22 protein-coding genes are annotated in these 23,933 nt (G+C 45.7%); 4 read left to right on the top strand and 18 right to left on the bottom strand.

What is annotated here, in order from left to right:
• Positions 1–6 precede the first annotated feature (6 nt).
• The 8 genes from spoIIIAD to MHB54_RS23810 all read right to left on the bottom strand — a co-directional run bounded on the left by spoIIIAD (position 7) and on the right by MHB54_RS23810 (position 6,317).
• A complete protein-coding gene (spoIIIAD, locus tag MHB54_RS23845) occupies positions 7–396 on the bottom strand; it encodes a stage III sporulation protein AD (protein WP_013310826.1) in 390 nt (129 codons plus the stop codon).
• An 8-nt stretch (positions 397–404) separates the two neighbouring features.
• Entirely contained in the window at positions 405–608 is a 204-nt protein-coding gene (gene spoIIIAC, locus MHB54_RS23840; protein WP_010345636.1) for a stage III sporulation protein AC, read from the bottom strand.
• Positions 609–620: 12 nt separating this feature from the next.
• The gene (gene spoIIIAB, locus MHB54_RS23835; protein ID WP_029517252.1) at positions 621–1,139 is read right to left on the bottom strand and encodes a stage III sporulation protein SpoIIIAB; all 519 of its coding nucleotides are present in this window, start codon (positions 1,137–1,139) and stop codon (positions 621–623) included.
• The gene (gene spoIIIAA / locus MHB54_RS23830) at positions 1,132–2,127 is read right to left on the bottom strand and encodes a stage III sporulation protein AA (RefSeq protein ID WP_023989257.1); all 996 of its coding nucleotides are present in this window, start codon (positions 2,125–2,127) and stop codon (positions 1,132–1,134) included. The genes spoIIIAB and spoIIIAA overlap by 8 nt, the downstream gene beginning before the upstream one ends.
• 411 nt (positions 2,128–2,538) lie before the next feature.
• The gene (locus MHB54_RS23825; RefSeq protein WP_028540593.1) at positions 2,539–3,792 is read right to left on the bottom strand and encodes an aspartate kinase; all 1,254 of its coding nucleotides are present in this window, start codon (positions 3,790–3,792) and stop codon (positions 2,539–2,541) included.
• A 197-nt stretch (positions 3,793–3,989) separates the two neighbouring features.
• A complete protein-coding gene (efp, locus tag MHB54_RS23820; protein ID WP_023989259.1) occupies positions 3,990–4,547 on the bottom strand; it encodes an elongation factor P in 558 nt (185 codons plus the stop codon).
• A gap of 33 nt (positions 4,548–4,580) precedes the next feature.
• Entirely contained in the window at positions 4,581–5,654 is a 1,074-nt protein-coding gene (locus tag MHB54_RS23815; RefSeq protein WP_053325698.1) for a M24 family metallopeptidase, read from the bottom strand.
• 81 nt (positions 5,655–5,735) lie between these two features.
• Positions 5,736–6,317 (bottom strand): YqhR family membrane protein, encoded by a 582-nt coding sequence (locus tag MHB54_RS23810; protein ID WP_023989261.1) that lies wholly within the window; start codon positions 6,315–6,317, stop codon positions 5,736–5,738.
• A gap of 285 nt (positions 6,318–6,602) precedes the next feature.
• Here MHB54_RS23810 and MHB54_RS23805 point away from each other — a divergent pair, with 285 nt between their 5' ends.
• From MHB54_RS23805 to MHB54_RS23795, 3 genes are all read left to right on the top strand, one after another.
• On the top strand, positions 6,603–7,604 hold the full coding sequence (locus MHB54_RS23805) for an ABC transporter substrate-binding protein (RefSeq protein ID WP_264453622.1): 1,002 nt from the start codon (positions 6,603–6,605) through the stop codon (positions 7,602–7,604).
• A 250-nt stretch (positions 7,605–7,854) separates the two neighbouring features.
• Entirely contained in the window at positions 7,855–8,847 is a 993-nt protein-coding gene (locus tag MHB54_RS23800; protein WP_028540591.1) for a DUF1385 domain-containing protein, read from the top strand.
• Between the two features lie 7 nt (positions 8,848–8,854).
• Positions 8,855–9,175, top strand: a complete 321-nt coding sequence (locus MHB54_RS23795; protein ID WP_023989265.1) for a hypothetical protein — start codon at positions 8,855–8,857, stop codon at positions 9,173–9,175.
• Positions 9,176–9,292: 117 nt separating this feature from the next.
• Here MHB54_RS23795 and MHB54_RS23790 read toward each other — a convergent pair whose 3' ends face one another.
• The 3 genes from MHB54_RS23790 to mntR form a co-directional block, all read right to left on the bottom strand.
• Positions 9,293–10,282, bottom strand: coding sequence for a patatin-like phospholipase family protein (locus MHB54_RS23790; protein WP_023989266.1), 990 nt, complete (start codon positions 10,280–10,282; stop codon positions 9,293–9,295).
• Positions 10,283–10,377: 95 nt separating this feature from the next.
• A complete protein-coding gene (locus tag MHB54_RS23785; protein WP_023989267.1) occupies positions 10,378–12,120 on the bottom strand; it encodes a family 10 glycosylhydrolase in 1,743 nt (580 codons plus the stop codon).
• 136 nt (positions 12,121–12,256) lie between these two features.
• Positions 12,257–12,682: a transcriptional regulator MntR gene (gene mntR / locus MHB54_RS23780; RefSeq protein WP_007430946.1), complete on the bottom strand. Its 426-nt coding sequence runs from the start codon at positions 12,680–12,682 to the stop codon at positions 12,257–12,259.
• 252 nt (positions 12,683–12,934) lie between these two features.
• Between mntR and splB the strand changes: the two genes are divergently transcribed.
• Positions 12,935–13,999 (top strand): spore photoproduct lyase, encoded by a 1,065-nt coding sequence (splB, locus tag MHB54_RS23775; RefSeq protein ID WP_264453621.1) that lies wholly within the window; start codon positions 12,935–12,937, stop codon positions 13,997–13,999.
• Here the strand turns inward: splB and MHB54_RS23770 are convergent.
• The 7 genes from MHB54_RS23770 to pflB form a co-directional block, all read right to left on the bottom strand.
• Positions 13,992–14,708, bottom strand: coding sequence for a cytochrome c biogenesis CcdA family protein (locus MHB54_RS23770; protein WP_340982145.1), 717 nt, complete (start codon positions 14,706–14,708; stop codon positions 13,992–13,994). The genes splB and MHB54_RS23770 overlap by 8 nt on opposite strands.
• A 166-nt stretch (positions 14,709–14,874) precedes the next feature.
• Positions 14,875–16,893, bottom strand: a complete 2,019-nt coding sequence (gene metG / locus MHB54_RS23765; RefSeq protein WP_023989270.1) for a methionine--tRNA ligase — start codon at positions 16,891–16,893, stop codon at positions 14,875–14,877.
• Between the two features lie 412 nt (positions 16,894–17,305).
• Positions 17,306–17,596: a membrane protein insertion efficiency factor YidD gene (yidD, locus tag MHB54_RS23760; protein ID WP_023989271.1), complete on the bottom strand. Its 291-nt coding sequence runs from the start codon at positions 17,594–17,596 to the stop codon at positions 17,306–17,308.
• A gap of 1 nt (position 17,597) precedes the next feature.
• Positions 17,598–18,089 carry a Fur family transcriptional regulator gene (locus tag MHB54_RS23755; protein WP_013310843.1) on the bottom strand — a complete coding sequence of 164 codons (492 nt, stop codon included), beginning with the start codon at positions 18,087–18,089 and terminating at the stop codon, positions 17,598–17,600.
• Positions 18,090–18,342: 253 nt separating this feature from the next.
• Entirely contained in the window at positions 18,343–20,565 is a 2,223-nt protein-coding gene (locus MHB54_RS23750) for a copper amine oxidase N-terminal domain-containing protein (protein WP_264453620.1), read from the bottom strand.
• 219 nt (positions 20,566–20,784) lie between these two features.
• Positions 20,785–21,543 (bottom strand): pyruvate formate-lyase-activating protein, encoded by a 759-nt coding sequence (gene pflA / locus MHB54_RS23745; protein ID WP_013310845.1) that lies wholly within the window; start codon positions 21,541–21,543, stop codon positions 20,785–20,787.
• Positions 21,544–21,594: 51 nt separating this feature from the next.
• Positions 21,595–23,856: a formate C-acetyltransferase gene (gene pflB / locus MHB54_RS23740; protein ID WP_023989273.1), complete on the bottom strand. Its 2,262-nt coding sequence runs from the start codon at positions 23,854–23,856 to the stop codon at positions 21,595–21,597.
• Positions 23,857–23,933: the final 77 nt, after the last annotated feature.

Raw genomic sequence — 23,933 nt, 5'->3', positions numbered from 1 at the left:
ACCCCCTCAGGCGGGCATCAGCTTCAGAATGGTATCAATAATAATGCTGATAATCGGGATTGCGAGCACCATAATGAGTACCTTTCCGGTAAGCTCAATTTTGGAAGCAATCCCGTCTTGTCCTGCATCCCGAACGATTTGCGCTCCAAATTCAGCAATATAAGCGATACCGATTATTTTCAATACGGTTTTAAAATAGATCATATCCATGCCTGAAGACCGGGCCAGTCGCTCCAGTACAGCAACCACAGATCCGATCTTGCCAATCAGCAGCAAAAAAATGACGATTCCCGCAGCTGTTGCAATCAAAAAGGCAAACATCGGCTTCTGTTCCTTAATGACTAAAATGAGGACTGTGGCAATGAGGGCGAAGCCCACCACCTGAATGATTTCCATGTGTCCACCTACTGAAAAAGAAAGATAGATTTGATCTCTTGCAGAAGGTTATCCAGCATTCGCACCACCATGAACAGGACCACGACGAAACCAATGACCGTTACCCAGTGGGCCATGTCTTCTTTGCCCATTTGCTTTAATACGGTATGAATCATAGCGATAATAATGCCAATTCCGGCAATCTGGAAAATTGCGTTCACTTCTAAATTCATTCGAGCACCCCGCTAATAGATCAAAATGACGATCAATGCTCCGATCAGCAGTCCCAGGCTCCTGCTCATACGCTCGTACCTCACCTGATCTGCCTGCGCCTGCGCTTCCTCATGGGATAACTGTTGGATGGTCAGCGCAATGTGCTTGATCTGGTCTTCACGGTCGCTGGTTCCAAGACTGTAAGCAAGCTGCCGCATCGCTTCCTTCTCGGCTTGCTTCATAGAGGAACGGCTCCACGAGTCTTCAATAGCTTTATGCAAGCTTTCTCTGGCAGTCAGGCCAAAAGAGGGGTGCATCCAGCGTGAGGCTTGCTGAAACAGAGTGCGCAGCGGCTCTCGCAAGGGCTCTCCTGTCTTGGCGAAAGCATCTGGTAGCGGAGACACCCCGTAGGAAACCTCGGTGGTCAATCTTTGCAGCGCAAGAATCAACTCCCTGATTTGCCGCGGCCTCATCGCAAACTGCCTTGCCCGCTGCCAGCCTGCCAGCGTAGCGGCCAGTATAACCAAGGCTGCACCCAGCAGCTTAAGCATAGGAGATGCCCCCATTCTGCCCTTCTCCAGGCAGTGTAAGCCTGCGCTGCTTGGCATCTGCCAGCCGAAATGAGACGCCCCGGCTCGTCCGCTCCAGCATGACGTAGAGTTGAAACAGCTCTTGTCCTGTAGTTAATCCAGCAAACGCAGACCGGGTCGCCATTTCAGCCACATCGCGACCATGTGCGGAAGCAATGACTGCAATGCCTGCATGAAGCGCTTCGCGCACCGCCTCCGCATCTTCCGGTCGTCCGATTTCATCAACAATGAGGACATCCGGTGACATCGAGCGGATCATCATCATCATGCCTTCTGCTTTCGGACATCCGTCCAATACATCGGTGCGAGGCCCGACATCAAAACCGGGGATACCTTTGTGACTACCAGCGATCTCAGAGCGTTCGTCTATAATGCCTACCTTGAGTCCATTCCGTCGCCCCCCGTTGCTTTCCATCCCTCCGTAACTGAGTTGCCGAGCCAAGTCCCTAAGCAGTGTCGTTTTGCCATGCTGAGGAGGGGACAAAATGAGGGTGTGCCGGATTTTCCCGGACATTCGATCTGCTACATAAGGCAATATCCGATCAGCTATGCCGGGAATTGCACGAGCAATTCTTACATTAAAGCTGCTTATATCCCTCAAATGCTCCACTCGTCCTCGGTTGAGCACGGTTCTCCCTGCCAAGCCAATACGATGACCGCCAGGGATCGTAATAAACCCTTTACGAAGCTCCTCTTCCATGGTATACAGGGAATGATTGCTGATAAAATCCAGCAGTCGGTGGGCATCCTCACGGTCAGGCTTATAGGCTTCCACATGGTTCAAAGTCAGCCGACCAGCAGACGTTACAAAATGATGATCACCATTTGCATTAATTTCCAACGGCCTTCCTTCCCTGACCCGGATTTCTTCCAGTTGCTTAAATACCGTTTCTGGAAGCCTTCCGAGTATACCGTGCAACGGTTCGGGAAATAACTCCAGCCATTCCATACCGATGCCGCCCCCTCACAGTTGTCCTTTTTCTTTAAGACAAGTCTATGGTTGACTCTCGCTTTTTATGCCGAAAATATATTGAAAACCTAGGCAAACTTTTGCTAACTCCTATCAACACTCAACAGACCTTTCTCCCGCTTGTTTAAGCACCATTCTCTAATTCGCACAAATAAAAAAGGGCCTCTCAAAGCCTTGTCGGCTAAGGGATACCCTTGGGTAGAAAAGATAGATTCAGCAAAAAAAGAGGCTGCCCCTCAGTCTAACTCTCACTGATGGAACAACCTCTTATCCTACTGCTGTATTCTATGATTTATCAAACTATAAATAGAGGGCCTGTATCAACCTTTACCTATCATAAGCATCGTTCACATTAGACATATTCAGTGTCTAGATCTCACGTTGCAGTTATTAACGACGGTCCTGCGGTCCACCCACAAACGCTTGCTCCTCGGTGTCCAGGTTATAAGCTGTATGCAACGCCTGAATAACCTCATGAAGTTTACCCGCTTCAATTACACACGATACTTTGATCTCAGATGTGCTTACCATTTTAATGCTAACGCCTTGCTCTGCCAGTACGGCAAACATTTGCGCAGCAACACCCGGATGGCTAACCATTCCTGCACCTACAATGGACACCTTCACCAGGTTTTCCTCAGACGTTACTTCACGGTACGGAAGCTCTCCACGAATACCTTCCAGCGTCTTCAGTGCTGCTTCACGATCCGTCAGAGCTACTGTAAAGGAGAAATCCGCTTTACCAGCTTCAACCCCGCTCTGTACAATAATGTCTACATCAATTTTGGCTGCCGCCAGTGTTCCAAATACTTTCGCCAGTACACCGGGGATATCGGCGACGCCCAAAATACTGATTCTTGCTACATTTTTATCATATGCAATCCCACTGACTACAACGCCTTGTTCCATTACTGCATCCTCCTTTACGACCGTTCCTTCATTATGGTTAAAACTGGACCGCACAATCAGCGGTACCCGGTTATGTTTGGCATATTCTACCGCACGAGGATGCAATACAGCTGCACCCAGATTAGCTAATTCCAGCATTTCATCATAAGAAATTTCTTTTAGCTTACGAGCAACCTTCACGATCCGTGGATCTGTTGAATATATGCCGTCCACATCCGTGTAAATTTCACAGGCGTCCGCTTGAATCGCCGCCGCCAGCGCAACCGCCGTCGTATCAGATCCACCACGTCCCAGCGTCGTAATGTCTCCCTCTGCAGACATCCCTTGGAAACCAGCTACAACAACGATCTTGTTGCTGCTCAGTGCATCCAGCACACGCTGAGGTTGAATATCCGTAATCCGTGCTCGACCAAAGTCAGATTCAGTACGGAAACCAGCCTGCCATCCCGTAAACGATACCGCTTCATGACCCAACTGCTGAATAGCCATCGACAACAAGGCGATTGAAATTTGTTCACCTGTCGTCATCAACATATCCAACTCACGTGCAGGCAACTGCTCATTCAACAATTTGGCCTGGTCAATCAGTTCGTCTGTCGTGTCTCCCATTGCGGAAACAACCACTACACATTGATGCCCTTCACTCTGTTTCTCCACAACGCGTTTTGCCACGCGTTTCATGCGCTCCGTGTCACCGACGGAACTGCCTCCGAATTTCATGACATACAAAGACAACGATATTCACTCCCTCAGACTCAACAGTATGTAACCTTGAGATGGCACCAAACGACTTGAACGTGACATCCTGCGGCATAACTTTAGTACAGTATAATACGAAAGTGCTGTACGGAGCCATTGTTTTTTAATATTAGTGCTTATAAAAATATCCCCTGCCCTTAACAAGGACAGAGGAAATCTAAAAGCTGCAAAATTTATGCGCGGGAAATGTATTTACCATCGCGTGTATCAATCAGCAATACGTCGTCCTGGTTGATAAACAATGGAACCTGAACGTTCAGTCCTGTTTCAACTTTTGCATTTTTAGTAGCACCTGTAGCGGTGTTACCTTTAATACCCGGCTCAGTGTCAATAACCTTCAGCTCTACGCTGTTAGGCAGGTTAATCCCGAGAATTTCACCATTATAGCTAATGATGTTTACATTCATGTTTTCTTGCAGGAAGTTAAGTTCCCATTTCAGTTGATCGCTGGAAAGTGTGAATTGATCGTATGTTTCGTTATCCATGAATGTATGCTCGTCTGCGCTCGCATAGAGGTAAGACACACCACGGTTTTCAATTTGCGCGCGGCCGATCGTTTCACCCGCACGGAATGTACGTTCAACAGTGTTGCCGTTACGCAGGTTTTTAAGCTTGGAGCGCACGAATGCCGCACCTTTACCCGGTTTTACGTGTTGGAAATCCAGCACCGTAAAAATATCTCCGTCTACCTCGACGGTCAATCCTGTTTTAAAATCATTAACGTTAATCACTAAAATACCCCTCCTACAGGACTGTTATCGTTATTAAACGACTGTAAATTCTTTGCTCGAATGTGTTAATACCTTGATGCCGCTATCTGTAATAACGATATCATCCTCGATCCGTACACCGCCCAATCCAGGCACATAAATACCTGGCTCGACCGTTACCACCATACCCGGCTCCAGAATATCATCGCTTGCCTTAGACAGGCGTGTTGATTCATGTACTTCCAGACCCAGACCATGACCTGTGCTGTGACCGAAATTGTCTCCATAGCCATGGCCAGCAATAATATCCCGGGTCAGTGCATCCGCTTCACGGCCTGTCATGCCCGGCTTAATATGTTCGAGTGCGTGAAGCTGCGCCTTAAGCACAATATCGTAGATCTCACGCAACTGAGGCGCTAAATCCCCTTGTGTAGCCACTGTACGTGTCAAATCGGAGCAGTAGCCATCCAGCAACGCACCAAAATCAAACGTAATTAGCTCGCCTGCTTGTACTAACTTAGCACTGGCTACGCCATGAGGCAATGCCGAACGAACCCCGGAAGCCACAATTGTGTCAAATGAAGAGGATGTAGCTCCCTGCTTGCGCATGAAGAATTCCATTTCCAGATCCAGCTCACGCTCGCTGACACCCGGCTTGATGTAAGGTAAAATGTGTGCAAATGTAGCATCTGCCAAATCCGCTGCCCGCTGCATCACTTCCAGCTCTTCTGCATCCTTGTACACCCGTAGCTTCTCCACAATGCCCGACACCGGAACCAGTGAAATAGGTGACAAATCTTCGCTATAAGCTTTATGCGTCGCAACAGTTACAGCGTCTTGCTCGAAGCCTGTTTCGCTGATCTGATGGGAAGACAGTAATTCTTTCACCGTTTCCATGACCTGTGCAGCGTGCTGCACCACCGTGAAGCCTTCGGCTTGTTCGGTCGCTTGTGTCATATAGCGAAAGTCAGTCAGCAAATAGCTATGGGATTCCGTAATCAGCACATAACCCGCCGAACCTGTGAAGCCTGTCAAATATCGACGATTGACAGGGCTAGTAATCAGCATAGCCCGCAGATTATGCTCGCCCAGCGCCTGCCGCAGCTTTAACACCCGGTCATTCTTCATCTTTCATTCCGCTCCCCTCTGTCAAATAACCAAATGCTATTTTAACACAGGGGATAGGCGCTTGAGAAGTTTTTGTTACGTTCAGCCCTCAGCTTTCTCAGGCTCGCGCTTTCTTTCATCCGTATACTCGACAGCAACGGTATATCCGATAAATAGTCCCCACAGTATAAACACACAAATTTCCGTATATAAGGAATTCCATGTTAACCGATCAGGAGCATTCATCATTCCTAGCTTAGGACCTGTTAATACAAATAAAACAACCCACCAAATCAGACCATACACAATTCCGGGTATAGGACCCTTAAATCTGCGCAGCAACAGAGTGTACACCAGTGAAGCTACGACGGATAATCCAATAAAAAAAAGTAGCCCTACCAGATGTCCCGCCATGGTGTTCATAAACGAATGCTTGAAAAAAGGCTCCGCGAGAAAGCCAGGCGCTACTACCGTAAAATGCAACTTATAAAACAGCCAGCGCAGCAATCCCCAGAGTAAACCCGCAAAAAAACCCAACTCAAGTGCAAAAGGAATGAGAGGCGTATGTATTTTGCCTGACTGCTGCCTGCCTCTACCACTGTCGTTATGATGACGTTGATCCTGAGATCCGCGAGACTGCTCCTGTTCATGTCCTATCTTGGGTATAGAGTAGGTTTCACTCATGTTGTTTAATCCCCTTTCAATATGCAAACTTTTCCCATCGTAAAGACAATTGCAATCGGAAATGCATGTACGTCCATCGGATTCTGCATTCCATTTTGCTAGGTAGTATGCTCCAAGGGGGAATAGTTTAACAATGAACAGGAATGCTGAATAATGGCAGCTTTCCAATTGAGGGTACGGACCCGTTTTTTACATTGACAAAATTTCAATCCTCTATCATAATATAATGATGAAAATGATAATCATTATCATTTCCTAAAAACATATATACGGGAGAACGCTTCTATGAAAAAGGGATTAATCGGGATTTTATTGTTAATGGTTTTTACGCTCACTCTGGCAGGTTGCGGAGCAGCCGACAAAGCATCGGATAAAGATCAGGCAGCCACGTCGGGTAGCAAACCGACTGACACAGCGACTGGTCCTGTGACGGTAAAGCATAATCGTGGTGAGGTCACGCTCAACAAGCCCGCACAGCGTGTCGTAGTGCTGGAATGGACATTTACAGAGGATTTGATTGCGCTGGGCGTTCAGCCGGTTGGTAATGCAGACAATGCCAACTACAAGGTGTACGTGACACCGGAGGCGGCTCTCGATAGTAGCGTGGTCGATGTCGGCACGCGTAACGAGCCGAATCTGGAAGCGATTGCTGCATTGAAGCCGGATTTGATCATTTCCAATGTTGATGGAAATGAGGCTATCTATGAGCAACTCAAGGCCATCGCTCCGACGATCGAATATAATCTGAACGATGGTAACGGCTACGATCATGATAAAATGGTAGAAATTTTTAATAGCATCGCAGTTGCTCTTGGAAAAGAAGACAAAGCTAAGCAGGTGCTTGCCGAACTGGATCAGCATTATGCTGAAGCCAAAGAAAAGCTCACCGCTGCTGGCAAGTCGGATTATCATTATATACTGACACAGGCTTTCACTTCGCAAAATGCGGCCAGCCTTCGTATGTTTTCAGATAACTCAGTCGTCGTGGCAACACTGGCGAAGATCGGCATGATTAACGATTGGAAACCGAGCAAAGTTGAACAGTATGGCTTTTCAACCGTAGGCATTGAAGCTCTGTCTGCCGTTCAGGACAGCAACTTTATCTATATTGTTCAGCCGGACGATAATGTTTTCGGCGCACCCATGAAAAATAATTCGGTCTGGAACGGTCTGAATTTCGTTAAAGAAAAACGTACCTATTCACTGAGCGGTACGACATGGACATTTGGCGGCCCCCTCTCTTCAAAAGGGCTGGTTGACCAGGTTGTCGGGGCAATTACGCAATAAGTTGTCTCCAAATATTCATTCGGTTTTATAATGAGTAGCATTTATGTGAGCAGTCTGAGCTCCATAAATGCTTTTTTTATAAGCCTGTGGCATGAGCTTTCTCCACGATAAGAATTTCTACCTTCTCCGTTAAAAGCAGAATCTTAGCTTGGAGTGGCCTAATTACTACACTCAGTTTCATCTAACTAGATATTCCCTTCCAAATTCGATACAATATACAAAAAAGCATGTATTAAGAGAGGTGAGACGGTTGTCACAAGCATCCAAGCCTGTGAGCTACGGCGGTCAGGCAGTCATTGAAGGTGTCATGTTCGGCGGCAAGCGTGTCAATGTCACGGCAGTTCGCCGCAAAACTGGCGAAATCACATATTTGGAAGTACCACGCAAGGAGCAATCCTGGGTATCCAAATTCCGCAGAATTCCTTTATTGCGGGGGATTGTAAGCATCATCGACTCCAGCGCCAAGGGTACCAAGCATTTAAACTATTCAGCCGATGCGTATGCTGATGATGAAGTAGATCCGGAAGAACGCGCTGAGCAAAAGAAAAAAGAAGAATCTCGCTGGAGTCTGAGTATGATGATCGGTGTGGCGGCAGTCGGTATTTTGTCATTCCTGTTTGGCAAAATTGTATTGACTCTCGTTCCGGTTATTGTAGAGGATTTCCTATTCGGTAGCTTGTTTCACAGCCAAATTTTGCATAACCTCGCAGAAGGAGCTATTAAGCTGATTCTGCTACTGGCTTATTTGTGGGGTATTTCCCAAACTCCGTTAATTAAGCGACTGTTTCAATATCACGGCGCAGAGCATAAAGTAATTACAGCATTCGAAGCAGGGGAAGAACTAACCCCGGCCAATGTACAAAAATACAGCCGTCTGCATTACCGCTGCGGTAGTAGCTTTATTATGCTGACCGTGATCATCGGAGTACTTGTCTATTCCCTATTTACCTACGATAATCTGTGGGAGCGCATGGGGCAACGGCTTCTACTGCTTCCGATCGTACTGGGGCTTTCTTTTGAATTTCTCAAGCTGACCAATGCTCTTCGTGAAATTCCGGTACTTCGTTATTTAGGTTACCCCGGTCTGTGGCTGCAACTACTTACCACCAAAGAACCGACTGATGATCAAGTGGAGGTATCCATTGCCTCATTTAAGCGTATGCTTGAATTGGATGCTGAGTTGGAAAACGTACCTGTAAAGGAGACCTTCAACAGTCCGGTCCTTGATCCTGTGAAAGGATGAGTGAATAATGAACAGACATGCCGTTATTTTCTGGCTTACCCTTGCTTTGGGTGCATATGGGATTGTGGATATGCTATGGAGAGGAAGCTGGGGCTTTCTCATGAGTTTACTAATTCCCGTCCTTGTTTTTGCAGTTATATTTCTGCTATACAAATACCTGCCAGGGCAACGCAATCGTACTCCCAAAATCAAACCCTCTGTGCGCACCATGGCCAAAACAGCCAACGCACGTAAGCAGCAGACTACAGGCAAGCGCAAAGCGTATCCTTTTCATGTAATTGAAGGTTCCAAGGGCAAAAATGAAGAAGAACAACCTAAATATCATTAATGATAATCATCCTTTAAAATGTAGCACAAAGGAGCCATCACCCGCGTATTCAAATATGACCGGGAAGAGGCTCCTTTTTTACACCCTTTTAAATTAACTTTAACTGCGAGTTAGTGTTTATTTCATAGCGTACATGGTATCCTTCATCAATTGGTACTTGCTATACTGCTGCTGGTAAGAAGTGATGCTCCATTTGTGGAAAAAAGCATCCCCTGCCTGCACACCGGAAGCATACAACAAATCACTTTGCTCTGTAGAAATGTTAAATTGTGCAGTGCGGATACCCAATGTTGGAATTTTAATCGTCCGATACCGATTCTCCTGCTCAATATATCGTTCATCGTGTGCTGATAGCATGGTATCAAAAATAGCCTGCAGCATGGTCAATGGACCCCGTATATAAGAAACTTTGGTCTCCGTCCCCGTTTTGCCCACCATTTGAAACCCTACCGTTGGAATCGTTTTGGCCTCACGTTCATTTACAGGCTCATCAAAAAGCCACAACGGCAAATTGCTTAGTAAAGCCCCATCAACTACAAATACAAATTGCTGAGAAAAAGTCTTTCCCTTGGCAAGTGCAGAATCAAGCCTTAACATAACGGGATCAAAAAAATAAGGGATACTTGTGCTCATCCGAATGGCTTTAGCTACCTCCAGTGAAGAGGGATTGATACCAAAACGTTTGATATCCTCAGGAAGCACCAGAATGCGTCCATTCGTGATATCTGATGCAATAATGCGCAGTTTGCCAGGAGGTAAATCCGCGAACGTACGCACTCCCTTAGCTCGTAACAGCTCACGTACCCAGTGCTCCAGTGCCTCCCCTGAGTAGAGCCCTTTTTTAAGAAAGATACGAGCTGCTGGTCCAACCCACTTAATATTGAACACTGGAGAACGTCGTAACAACTTGACCAAGGGGGTTTTCTCAATTACGGCTTTCATTTCATCCGCAGAGTATCCCGCAGCCAATAAAGCAGCTACAATAGCACCTGATGATGTACCTGCCAAACGATTGAATACAATTCCATGCTCCTCCGCAGCCTTAACTGCACCCGCCAGCGAAATTCCCTTAACCCCTCCACCCTGGAACACAGCATTGATCAGCATAGATCAAAAAACCTCCGTTCTCTTGGGAGTAAGCAGTTCTACTGCTTATGTATGAGAACGGAGGCCCAAATAGAACCTATATGATCCAATTTATATCACATTTGATAATAATTTTGAAGAAGCTGAATGAGTCCGTATGGATTTTTACGCAAATGCTGTGCACTAAAGTAAATATCCCCTTTGACCTGTTTATAATCTTCGTTCAGTTCAAGCTGCTTAATTAGCTCTTGAGCCGTTTGCCAGCCCTTTTCAGGGGTGCCGATCTTATAAGGAGAATGACCGATATACAGCTTAACATCTGAGTTTTTGACCTCATTGGACCACCATGCGACAAGCTTGTCATATCCCGCCGCTGGGAAACCGATACTCCAGTAAATTTGTGGAGCTACATAATCAATCCATTCTTTGTTAATCCAGGTTCTTACATCCGCAAACGTCGTATCATACGCTGTAACGCCTGCCTTCGTGTCTGAACCCGTTAAGTCCTGAGATTTGTTACGCCATACCCCAAAAGGACTAATTCCGAATTGAACTTTAGACTTGCTGGCATGAATGCTTTTGCCCAAATCGCGAACAAAACTGTTCACATTATCTCTCCGCCAGTCGCCCTTGCTAGAGATTTTGTTGGTATTATATGCTTTGAAGGTCGCATCATCATCAAAAGTCCCGCTGTAAGGATAAAAATAATCGTCCAAATGGACGCCGTCAATGTCATATCCGTTCACGACCTCCATAATCGCCGTAATGACATGCTGACGTGCAGCCGGAATTCCTGGATTGATGTACAATTGGCTACCATTCTTAACAATCCAGTCTGGATGTTGATTAGCCACATGATTTGCAGCCAAGCCGCTGGTTGTTCCTGTAGAATTCGCACGGAACGGATTAAACCAGGCATGGAATTCCATCCCTCGCTTGTGCGATTCGCTAATCATAAATTTCAAGGGATCATAGCCTGGATTTTTACCTTGGGTGTTGGTCAAATACTTGCTCCATGGTACGAGACTCGACGGATAGAGCGCATCGCCGCTGGCACGAACCTGAACAAATACTGCATTGATGCCCATCCCCTGCAAATCATCGAGCATTTTAGTAAACTCCTGCTTTTGCTTCTCTGAGCTGCTTCGGGCAGCGGAAGAAGGCCAATCTCCGTTAATGGTAGAAATCCATGCTCCACGCATGGAAGTTGAAGCCTTTACCTGAACAACATTTGCCTGTGAAGAACTTGAACCGTCCTCACTAGTAGACGTTGACGGTGAAGTGACAACCGCCTGCTCATCATCGATGGCTCCCTGATCTGTACTTACACTCTCCTGATTGCCAGATGCAGGCGTATCTGATATAGAGCCGCTGCTTCCTGCAGAAGTGTTCCCGCCAGTAGAGACACCTTCCTTACCACTGCTTAACGTAATAACTCGCTCTGAAGCTTGCCAATCCACTTTTAATCCCAACTCTTCCCCAACAAAACGCAGAGGCACCATGACTCTCCCGCTTGTCATACGGGCAGATGCATCCAGTCGAACTGACTTGCCATTCACTGTAGCGCTTTGTGCACCGTTCTCCATAGATATATTTTTGTTCTGTGCTGTAATCGTTACCGTACCGGACGATTCCGACCAGTTGACCTGAGCGCCCAATCCCTCACTAATCACTCGCAAAGGAACCATCGTAACATTGGCTCCCTGTACAATATACGGTGACGCGTCACTTTGCAGGGACTGTCCGTCCAATATAATTTCAATATTACCAGTTGGAGCTGCTTGAACTCCAGGAACGATGGCAGTCTGCACTGCTAAGAGTAGGCCAGCAGCCAATGCCACTATTTTCTTTCGATTCATATTATTACAATCCTCCGCTAACCCTGTTAATTTTAACCCCTATCTTGTCCTGCTATATAATGGATAGACGCTAATAACCGGATATTTGTTGCGGTCGGGACAAATAAAAAAGCATCGTCCGTAAGGACAGATGCTTTTAGGAATCTCCACTCAATTCCTTGTGTATGTCATGAAGCTGGCGCAAGCGATCTTCATCCCGACGAAAATACTCAACCAATGTTTCGATACGGGTGATGGAATCCCAGCTCAAATGATGCTCAATACCTTCCACATCTTTATATATCAGGTCCTTGTCAACCCCAATCATATCCAGAAATTGCTCTAATAACTGATGGCGATCAACCAACCGTTTGCCGACCTTTTTCCCTTTCGGTGTCAAAATCAGTCCCCGATATTTCTCATATACAAGATAATCGTCCTTATCCAACTTCTGAATCATTTTGGTGACGGACGAAGGATGCACCTCTAACCCCTCTGCGATATCCGAGACACGAGCATAACCCTTCTCATCAATCAGTTGGTAAATGCGTTCCAAATAATCTTCCATGCTTGGCGTTGGCACTTGTTTCCCTCTTTTCTGTTATTGAACGGGCGCTTACCGCCTTCATTTCCTGCGTTAAACCTACTATGTAATGATACATGTTATCATTGCCCATTGGCAAGTCTCATCCCTCCACTCACAGCTATTGCCACGATTTGTTCAATTTAAGCGGGGCACACTAATATCGTCGTCCCTGTATCGTTTATTTCTGCGGCAATATGTTAAAGTTGGACACCAGAGCACTGTGGATTTATTTCGAAAGGAGCGTTAGTCATGTCTACGCTTGAGCGTACTCCTGTCCAAACCAGAGGAACCAAGCCATTTTTGCCTGATCTGGTGTTTTTTGAGCCAGACGCACTGAATTATCCTAAGGGCCAGCGTATTATGGATTGGGTTAAAGCCAAGGATATTCCGTATCGGATGACTACCTCTCACAACCGAATTACCAATTTACCAGGTGAAACTGAAGTTGAAAAGTACCGAATGGCAAAAAAAACTTTGGTTGTCGGTATCCGTAAAACGTTAACTTTTGACCAATCCAAGCCCTCTGCCGAATACGCCATCCCCATTTCGACTGGTTGTATGGGGCACTGTCACTACTGTTATTTACAAACAACCTTGGGAGCAAAGCCGTATATTCGTGTATATGTCAACACTGACGATATCTTATCAGCAGCTAAAGCTTATATCGAGGAGCGTGCGCCTGAAATTACCCGTTTTGAAGCAGCTTGCACCTCCGATCCAGTTGGTTTGGAGCATATCACCGGAACGCTTGAAGACTTGATTCGTTTCATGGCAGATGAAGAATTTGGTCGTCTGCGTTTTGTTACTAAATATCATCATGTTGATCCATTGCTGGATATTAAACATAATGGTCATACTCGCATCCGCTTTAGCATTAATTCCGATTATGTTATTAAACAGTTTGAACCTGCAACTTCACGCTTCGAGGAACGTATTGAAGCCGCTGGCAAAATCGCACGAGCCGGTTATCCACTGGGGTTCATCATCGCACCCATCATCTGGTATGACGGCTGGGAAGAAGGTTACGGCGAGTTGCTGCGAAAATTGGGAGAAACCTTGCCACAGCATGCTACAAAAGATTTGACGTTCGAATTAATTCAGCATCGCTTCACCAAAACATCCAAAGCTGTCATCGAGAAACGTTATCCGAAAACCAAACTGGAGATGGACATAGAGAAACGCAAGAAAAAATGGGGCCGCTGGGGACAAAACAAATATGTTTATCCCGATGAACAGCAAAATGCACTTCGAGAGTTTATCACAGAGCGCATTTTTGAACATTTCCCTTTAAGTCGTATTGAATATTTCACATAACTAGCATCCAATCTGGGGTAATCCGTTGTAAAAATAGCGTTACATCGGTCATATGATCCGTTACCAGTAAAATGCCCGTAATAACTAGTAGTATGCCACCTGTTTTGATGAGGATGGAGGTATAGCGAGAGGATAGTCGAACAGAGCCTACCAGCAAAGCTAATATAAAAAATGGAATCGCAAAGCCAAGCGCATAGCCTGTAATCAGTTTGAACCAAATGTGATGCTCTACTGCCGCCAAAGCGATAATAGCTGTTAGCATGGGACCGATACAGGGCGACCAGCCTGCCGCAAATCCAATTCCGATTACAAAGGAACCGGCGTACCCGGCAGGCTTCCATGTCCAGCGAAGCTTATGCTCCCTCATTAGAATCAAAGGGCGCACCACACCAAGAGATACCAGCCCCATTAGTAAAATAAGTGATCCCGCTACCACTCTTAGCGCATCCCCATAATTGGCAAACCATTCTCCAAGCAACCCGACACTTGCACCCAGTGAATAGAAAACCACCGAAAAGCCCAATACAAAAGCAAGCGTATGTCCCATCGTACGATAACGAACCTCAGTCTTGTGCCGTCCTTCAGCTAGTTCACGCGCAGACATCCCTGTCATATACGATAAATAAGATGGATACAGCGGTAAACAACACGGTGAAAAAAAAGAAACCAGTCCGGCTATGATCGCCAACCCAGCGTTGATATTTGTCATCATCATTTCCTCCCACCTGTCTTAAGTGAACACAAGCAAACAAGCCCTGCCTACTAAAACATACGTATAGCGGGAGCAAAATATGATGCAAGCCAAAAAGCGCATGCCCAGGAAGAATAATTCCCGGACATACGCTCATTACGCTCTTTTATTTTTACATAGCGTTCTACTTTACAACCGCACCATTCGGCATACCTTCCGGTACGGTGGCCAGCGTAAGCTGATCTCCATGTGATGCTGCCAAAATCATACCTTGCGACAACTCTCCCCGAAGTTTTACTGGCTTCAGATTGGTCACACAGATCACCTTGCGCCCAATGATATCTTCAGGTGTATAAAACTTCGCAATCCCTGATACTACTTGCCGCTGCTCATAACCAAGGTCAAGCTGAAGCTTCAATAGTTTATCGGCCTTCTTCACAGGCTCGCAGGCGACGACCTGAGCAACGCGCAGTTCCACCTTGGCAAAATCCTCAATGCCAATCTCTTCCTTTGCCTCCGGTGCTTCCTGACTCGTCTCAGATGCATTCTGCGGTTGAGCTTGTGTCGTAGCTTCCTCCGGCTTCTTACCTCCAGTCATCGCTTCCACGATAAAAGCAACCTCTTGCTCTGAATCCAGACGCGGGAAGATCGGATTACCTTTGACCAGCTGCGTTCCTTCCGGAATACGACCGAACTGTTTGCCGCTATCCCATGTAGTCAACTCACCTTGGCTAATACCGAGCTGCTCCCAAATTTTATGAGGAGCACGGGTTAAGAATGGCTGGAGTAAGATAGAAGCGATGCGCAAGCTTTCTACCAAATGCAACATAACAGATGACAATTCGCGACGTTTTGCCTCATCCTTAGCCAAATTCCATGGTTGCGTCTCGTCAATATACTTGTTGCTACGGCTAATAAATTGGCTAATCGCCGTTAATGCCACGGAAAACTCCATGTTTTCCATGGCTTCTTCTACTTTACTATAAGTCGATGTTGCCATGTCTTCCAAAGCTCCGTCGAATGCTGTTACATTCGCTTCATAAGCTGGAACCTTACCATCAAAATATTTATCTACCATCGCCACGGTACGATTCAACAAGTTGCCCAGATCATTTGCCAAATCCGAATTAACTCGATCTACAAAACTTTCTGGTGTAAATGTTCCGTCTGCCCCAAAAGGCACCTCGCGCAGTAAGTAGTATCGTAGTTGGTCCAGACCATAACGGTCAATCAACGTCACTGGGTCTACAACATTGCCTTTAGATTTCGACATTTTACCGTCTTTCATGAGCAGCCAACCATGTGCAAATACTTTTTTAGGCAACGGAAGATCCAGCGCCATCAGCATAATCGGCCAATATATCGTGTGGAACCGTACAATCTCTTTACCTACGATATGCACATTTGCAGGCCAGAATTTATCATACAGCTCGGTATTGGAAGAGCCATAACCCAAGGCTGTGATGTAGTTGGAAAGTGCATCAATCCACACATACACGACATGCTTCGGATCCCCCTTCACCTTAATGCCCCAATCGAAGGTAGTACGGGATACAGCCAAATCCTCCAGACCCGGCTTGATGAAGTTATTGATCATCTCTTTTTTACGTGATTCCGGCTGGATAAACTGCGGATTCTCTTCATAAAATTGCAGCAACCGATCAGCATACTTGCTCATACGGAAAAAGTAACACTCTTCCTTGACCAGTTCTACAGGGTGTCCACTATCCGGGCTTTTTCCTCCAGCCACATTGCCTTCGGCGTCCTTCACCACGTCAACCAGCTGAGTTTCTGTGTAGTACGTCTCGTCAGGGATGCTGTACCAGCCTTCGTATTCTCCCTTGTAAATATCGCCTTGCTTCAGCAAACGATCAAAAATTTCTTGTACAACAGCCTTATGGCGTTCCTCCGTAGTACGGATAAAATCGTCATTGGAAATGTCGAGCTTCCGCCACAGTTCTTGAATACCTGCCACAATATCATCTACGAAACGTTGCGGCGTTTTGCCTGCTGCACTTGCTTTCTGCTCAATCTTCTGACCATGCTCATCCGTTCCTGTCAAATAGCGCACTTCATAACCGCGTAGCCGCTTGTAACGGGCCATTGCATCTCCCGCAACCGTCGTGTAAGCATGACCTATATGTAGCTTGTCGCTCGGATAATAGATCGGTGTCGTAATGTAAAATGTGTTCTCATTGGACATGTGTGTTGCCTCCTGTTTTGTTCACGGCAGCTATAAGACCTGCTGACATGATGGTACTCCAATTCATGTATTTGGCACAAATTGGGCACAAAAAAGACCCCCGCCCCTATGGGACGAGAGTCACCTCACGCGTTACCACCCAATTTTCCTGTATCCTCGCAGACTACAGGCTTCACCGGTCACATCTGACCGCCCATTAACGCTGGAACACGCCTCCCCCTTACGATTGCCTCCCAAGCACTAATAACTGAGGCAAATACGCTCGAAAAAGGTTCCTCCAGGACCATATTCAGGCTTCGCTCCAGACCGGTTTGCAGCTAACCCCGGCTCTCTGTACTGGGCGTTTTACCCTACTCATCCCTTCGCAGGAAAACAATATTAACCAAAATATAACCAAATCCGCATAGCGCTGTCAAGTCAGACCCTTTTCAGAGTGGGTAGCCAAACGATCTTCGCTAGACCTATCTGTTCCCTTTTTTGCAGGAGGGACCAAATCTACGCCGCCCGGATGAAAGGGATGGCACTTGGCTATACGCTTAGCAGCAAGCCATGAACCTTTGAGCGCACCATGCATCTCTACCGCCTCCAACGCGTACGCCGAACACGTTGGATAGAATCGGCAGGTAGCCGGCTTTAACGGTGAAATATAGGAACGATAAAACTTAATCGGAGCCTGTACCACTCTGCGTGTGGTGATTTTCATTTCAGTAGCCCCCGTGGCTGTGAGTGTGACTGCTCGTCTGTCTGAATCCCCCATCCGAATTACTGTCAGTATGCCCATTCTTCTGTTGACAATCTTTGCAATAACCAAAAATTTCAAACTTGTGCTCGACGATTTGGAATTGATCCGTTGTATCCGTCATTTGCATTGGGCAAAAAGAAATCGGTAATGTTTTCTGACAGCTCAAGCAAATCATATGGTGATGGTGATGATGCTCATTACAGCTCACCTTGAACTTCATTCCATCCTCAAAAGATACCTGTTCCAGTACACCCAATTCCTGCATTACACGCAGATTACGATAAACCGTATCAAAACTAAGTCCACTGTACTTCTTACCCATATATTCATAAACGTCTTTGGGGGACAGATACCCTTCATTCTCGGAAAATAACGTGGCCAACGTCTTGCGCTGATCTGTAATACGCAGCCCCTGAGCGGACATTGTTGCAATAATTTCATCCTTTGTCAGCATGCGTTTCACCCTCCCCTGTCTGTAGTTTCAGGTTTTCTGATGCAGGCTTAGGCTTGCATCTATTTATTATACCACGATTAAAGTCAATATTATAAGAGATATTCGTATCTATACATAAGAAAAAGACGCTCTCCGGCGCTACGATTAAATTCGCAGCAGGAGAACGCCTATATTCTGCAAGTGACATCGACTTTTAAACGGTGAATGACGAGACCCAAGGTCTAAGCCGGTAAACAGCACCGGTTAATTCATATTAATTTTTAATAGCTGGTAAAGGCATGACTACTACGGAAACTGGCAAGTTACTTCCTGCAGCAGCAGTGAAATACATCTCTACACTTTCCTCGATATGCCCTGTGCGATACAGCACACTCATCTCATTTGGAGCCCATACCGCGCCGTTCGTCGGGATACCCACAACCTGATTGTTTACCATCGCATAACCGGAATATTCGCCTCCACGCGGGTTGAAGGTAATCAGTGAATACGGCGCTACATGATCCAATTTAACTTTATATACAACACCAAAATTACCGGCATTGGAAGCAGAAGAGCCATCCAGACCGTCCGTACCAATCAGGTTCGGATCTACCTTATTATCACCAAGAACGATACGTTGAGCTGTTTTACCAACCTCTTCGGTATAATTGAGCGAGATATCAGCATTAGCGTACGTTCCACGGTTGTGAATTCCGTCTTTCGGAAGTTTTGCCAGCGTGGGCAGTACGGTCATAGGATCTGCATTCGCATCCACCATAATGACCGTATATTGGATTGGTTGATCCGTGTATAGATCGGACAATAGAGAAATGACCTGCTTTTGCTTCATTTTTTTCTCGTTCAAATCCTGCAAAATAATACGGCTTTCACCCGGATTCAGAACTGTACTAGAACGCTTGCTTCCATCTATCATAGATTGAAAATATTTTTGAATTGAAACTTTACCCGCAGCCGTGGCAAAATCAGATGGACCGGCAAAACCGGAATTTTCGACATTTATATTGGCAGGAGTGATATTGTTGTTGGTCGCAATCACGTACATCTTCACATCTCTCCCCGTTTCATTGACATGATGGACGAGTATGCGCGTGCTGCCTGATCCGGTTTCCTGATACACAATTCCGTCCTGAAATACACGTTCCGGGCTGTTAGCACGGATCAAAAGACGCGGTGAAGATGTACTAGTCAAAGGAATGGTAGCCATGGTAGGCACCTGACTGCCGTCTACTGTATATTTATCACCATATGGTGTGAAGATTTTATTGAAATCATCTTCGTTGTACAGCAATTCATTCGTAATTTTAATTGTTTCACTTTTGGTACCTGTTGCGCCGTGCTTATCAGTCACGGTGAGTGTGATTGTTACATCACCTGGTTGGAAGAAGGCAAGTTTCTTATTCTCCCAATCACGCTTAGTGATAGCATTCTCATCATCTGTACTCAGGTCGGTAATGGTGATTTTCTCACCCATTTTGTACTCTTTTTTATCAGTTGTAAACAGAGCCACTGGCGGCTGATTTGGTGGTCTTACTGTAAGTGTAACTGAGTAAGGATCACTCCAGTTCCCAGCAGAGTCAAGAACAGAATAGGTAACTACATATGTACCTGGCTCCTGAAATACGTCCTGCTTCCCTTCCCAACGTTGGTTCACAATCGGAAGACCTGTAGGAGAAGATTCCTTCGTCAAATACGTAACTTGGGTTTCGCCCGCATAGATATCTTTTTGTTGAACCGTGAAGGAAGCTTTAGGCTTCTGATTCAAATCCATGATAACTTGTTTAGTCGTATTATTCACAGTATAAGGAATATTTAAGGCCTGTGTAATCGAGGTCAATGGCACCATAAATACGTTCTTTTGCTGAAAAGCCGGTCCCTTCATTTGTCTGGCTTCACCGTTAACCGTATAAACCTTGCTGTCTGTTTTGAAGCGCATGACATTTGTTCCTTGTGTGATTACGGTTTCTTTGGTGGCAGTGTCATAACTAAACTGCAATCCGACACGGCTGACAAGAGAACGGATAGCTACATAGGAAACTCCGTCCTTAACAGTCATCGGCTGAGTTGCTGTGTACACCTGTCCGTTTTGTTCCATTTTCGCGCTGTTTAAGTACAAAATCAATTGATTAGCACCCATGGATGTTGGAGCTCCACCAGGATTGGTGATAATTCCGTCTCCACCGTATACATCATTGGAAACGTTCGATCCGTTGGTTGTATCCGTAGGCAGGCCAGTCAATGGATCATTGGATACGCCTGTGTTATTAGGTGTAACCGTGTCATTTTGTGTGCTAGTTCCATCTTGATCTCCGATGCTATTCTGAACGCCTGAATCAGCAACATTGGCCTGAGCCTGCTGTGCGCTAACCGAATCGGTGGATTGAACGGTTGTTGATGCTGCTTCTGCTCCTACAGGGGCTACTGCGGCCACCTGAGCCACCGCAAGGGCGGTGAGCATGGTCCATTTCTTGAAATTCATTGTCTGTCTCCTTCTATCACCAAATTATTATCATTCCCGTAAAAAGTCATACTATTAGACGCGTCAGTTGTTAAAAAGTTTCTGGAAATTTTGCTGATCATGAAAAAAAGGGAACTTTCTCCTGTGACTGCAAAAAATTCAACAACAAAAAACCGCCGCCCATCTGACCTGATGTGGCGGCGGCTTCATTACTAGGAAATAGCTTTTGAACCATTTACATTATGATGGACGACAGACAGCATTCTTTCCTGCAGTCTCCAGACGACCCTCTTCAATGAGTCGGTAAGCACGTTGAACTTCTTCATCTGTAGGAGATGGAACTCCCTCCAACGGATACTCCTTACCGAGCATTTCCCACTTGTAAACACCCATTTGATGGTAAGGTAATATTTCGAATTTCTCGACTCCGTTCAACGTTCCGATAAACCGTCCCAAATTCAATAAATCTTGCTCGTCATCATGAATACCCGGTACAAATACGTGTCTAATCCACATTTTGCGCCCTTGCTCAGACAACCAGCGAGCCGTACTTAGCATACGGTCATTAGACTTGCCTGTAAGCTTAATATGCTTATCATTGTCAATATGCTTAATATCCAGTAGCACCAAGTCTGTTACGTCCAGCAGTTCATGGATACGGCCCGCGTCATTAAAGCCGTTACTGTCCAGTGTCGTGTGCAAATTCCACCGACGTTTCACTTCTTTGAACAGCTCTGCGACAAAATGAGCTTGCAGCGTCGGTTCTCCACCGGATACGGTCAATCCGCCTCCTGAAGAACGGTAATAGGCTAAATACGGCTCAATCTCAGCCAATACCTCCTCCAACGTCATCGGATTACCTTCATTCAAGGCCCAAGTGTCCGGGTTATGGCAATATTGACATTTCAACAAGCATCCTTGCATAAAGAGCACGAAGCGGATGCCGGGACCATCGACGGTCCCGAAGGTTTCCAATGAGTGTATGTGACCTTTCAACATGTTGCATCATCCTTCCCGCATCCGCTATGCGTGCGTCATTGTAATACTTATTTACATTGTACCGTGGAAAGTACGGTTAATAACATCCAATTGTTGTTCACGAGTCAGCTTGATAAAGTTAACGGCATAGCCGGAAACACGAATCGTCAGCTGTGGATAGTTTTCTGGGTGCTCCATTGCATCCAACAGTTGTTCACGAGCAAACACATTGACATTCAGATGATGTGCGTGGCTTCCAAAGTAGCCATCCATCATCGAAACAAGGTTTGTTTTGCGTGTTTCTTCTTCTTTACCCAGTGCTTTAGGCACGATGGAGAAGGTGTTCGAGATACCATCTAGACTGTGTTCATAAGGCAATTTGGCTACGGAACTCAGAGATGCCAAAGCACCTTTTTTATCACGGCCGTGCATTGGGTTTGCCCCTGGTGCAAACGGTTCGCCTGCTTTACGTCCATCCGGTGTTGTACCTGTTTTCTTACCGTACACTACGTTGGAAGTAATAGTCAGTACAGATTGAGTAGGAACCGCATTACGATAAGCTTTATGCTTGCGAATCATGCTCATGAAGCTTTCTACCAGTTCCACAGCGATGTTATCTACACGGTCATCGTTGTTACCGTAGCAAGGGTATTCGCCTTCGATTTCAAAGTCAACAGCAATCCCTTTTTCGTTACGGATTGGTTTAACTTTTGCAAATTTAATGGCACTCAAGGAGTCGGTAGCAACTGACAGACCCGCAATACCACAAGCCATGGTGCGGAGAATATCACGATCATGCAACGCCATTTCAATGCGTTCATAGCTATATTTATCATGCATGTAGTGAATAACATTCAAAGTGTTCATGTACAGTTTTGCCAACCATTCCATCATAGGTTTAAAGCGGCTCAACACTTCTTCATATTCCAGAACTTCGCCTGTAATGGCTGGGAATTCAGGCCCTACTTGGGCGCCAGATTTTTCATCTTTACCACCGTTAATTGCATACAGCAGAGCTTTAGCCAAGTTGGCACGAGCACCAAAGAATTGCATTTGTTTACCGATTTTCATTGCCGATACACAACAAGCAATACCATAATCGTCTCCATAAATCGGACGCATCAGATCGTCATTCTCGTACTGAATGGAGCTAGTTTCAATAGAAACTTTCGCACAATATTTTTTGAAGCCTTCAGGCAATTTTTCCGACCACAGTACAGTCAGATTCGGCTCCGGTGCAGGTCCCAGATTGTAGAGGGTGTGCAGGAAACGGAAGCTGTTTTTAGTTACCCGAGTTTCTCCAGTTACGGACATACCACCAATGGACTCAGTAACCCAAGTTGGATCTCCACTGAACAGTTCATTATAGTCAGGTGTGCGCAAGAACTTAACAATACGCAATTTCATAACAAAATGATCGACCAGTTCTTGAGCTTGTTCTTCTGTCATTGTACCCTCTTCCATATCACGTTGAGAGTAAATATCAAGGAAGGAAGATACACGTCCTAAGGACATTGCTGCACCATTTTGTTCTTTGATTGCTGCAAGATATCCAAAATATACCCATTGGAAAGCTTCTTTCGCATTGTTAGCAGGTTTTGAGATATCAAAACCGTGTTCAGCAGCCATTTGTTTCAGTTCATTCAAAGCACGAATTTGTTCGGAAATTTCCTCACGCAGACGAATTACGTCTTCTTCCATGGAATCAACTTCAAGGCTTTTCAGTTGCAGTTTTTTATCTTGGATCAAGAAGTCTGCACCATACAAAGCTACACGACGATAGTCACCGATAATACGACCACGACCGTATGCATCTGGGAGACCAGTAATGATACCAGCTTTACGAGCTGCTCTCATTTCATCTGTATAAGCGTCAAATACACCTTGGTTGTGAGTTTTACGAATATGAGTGAAGATATCAATGATACTTTCCGGTACTTCAAAACCATAGGCTTTGCAAGCGTCGATCATCATCCGAATTCCACCAAACGGCTGCAAAGAGCGTTTGAATGGAGCATCTGTTTGTACACCGACAATTTGCTCTTTATCCCGGTCTAGATAACCCGGTTTATGTGAAATAATAGTGGATGGCGTATTCACGTCTACATCAAGCACGCCGCCGTTTGCCAACTCTTTTTTGGTAAGATCGGATACAATATCCCACAATGCAGTTGTGTTGGCGGTAGGACCAACCAAAAATTCTTCATTGCCAACATAAGGTAAGATATTAGTTTCAATAAAATCGTTGACGTTGACTTCTTTAGTCCATTTGCCTTTTTTAAAACCTCTCCAGCCAGATTGTTGCTCTTGTAATTCTCTCTCAATCACCGACATGTAAATCCCTCCAAATTGTTTGGTCTTCCGGACTTGTGATTTTTTTCACGATAAAGCTATTTCTTGAGCCCGGCCTG

It is taken from the genome of Paenibacillus sp. FSL M7-0802, assembly GCF_038004945.1.
Lineage (GTDB): Bacteria > Bacillota > Bacilli > Paenibacillales > Paenibacillaceae > Paenibacillus > Paenibacillus polymyxa_B.
This window is presented reverse-complemented; position numbering and strand designations above follow the sequence as displayed.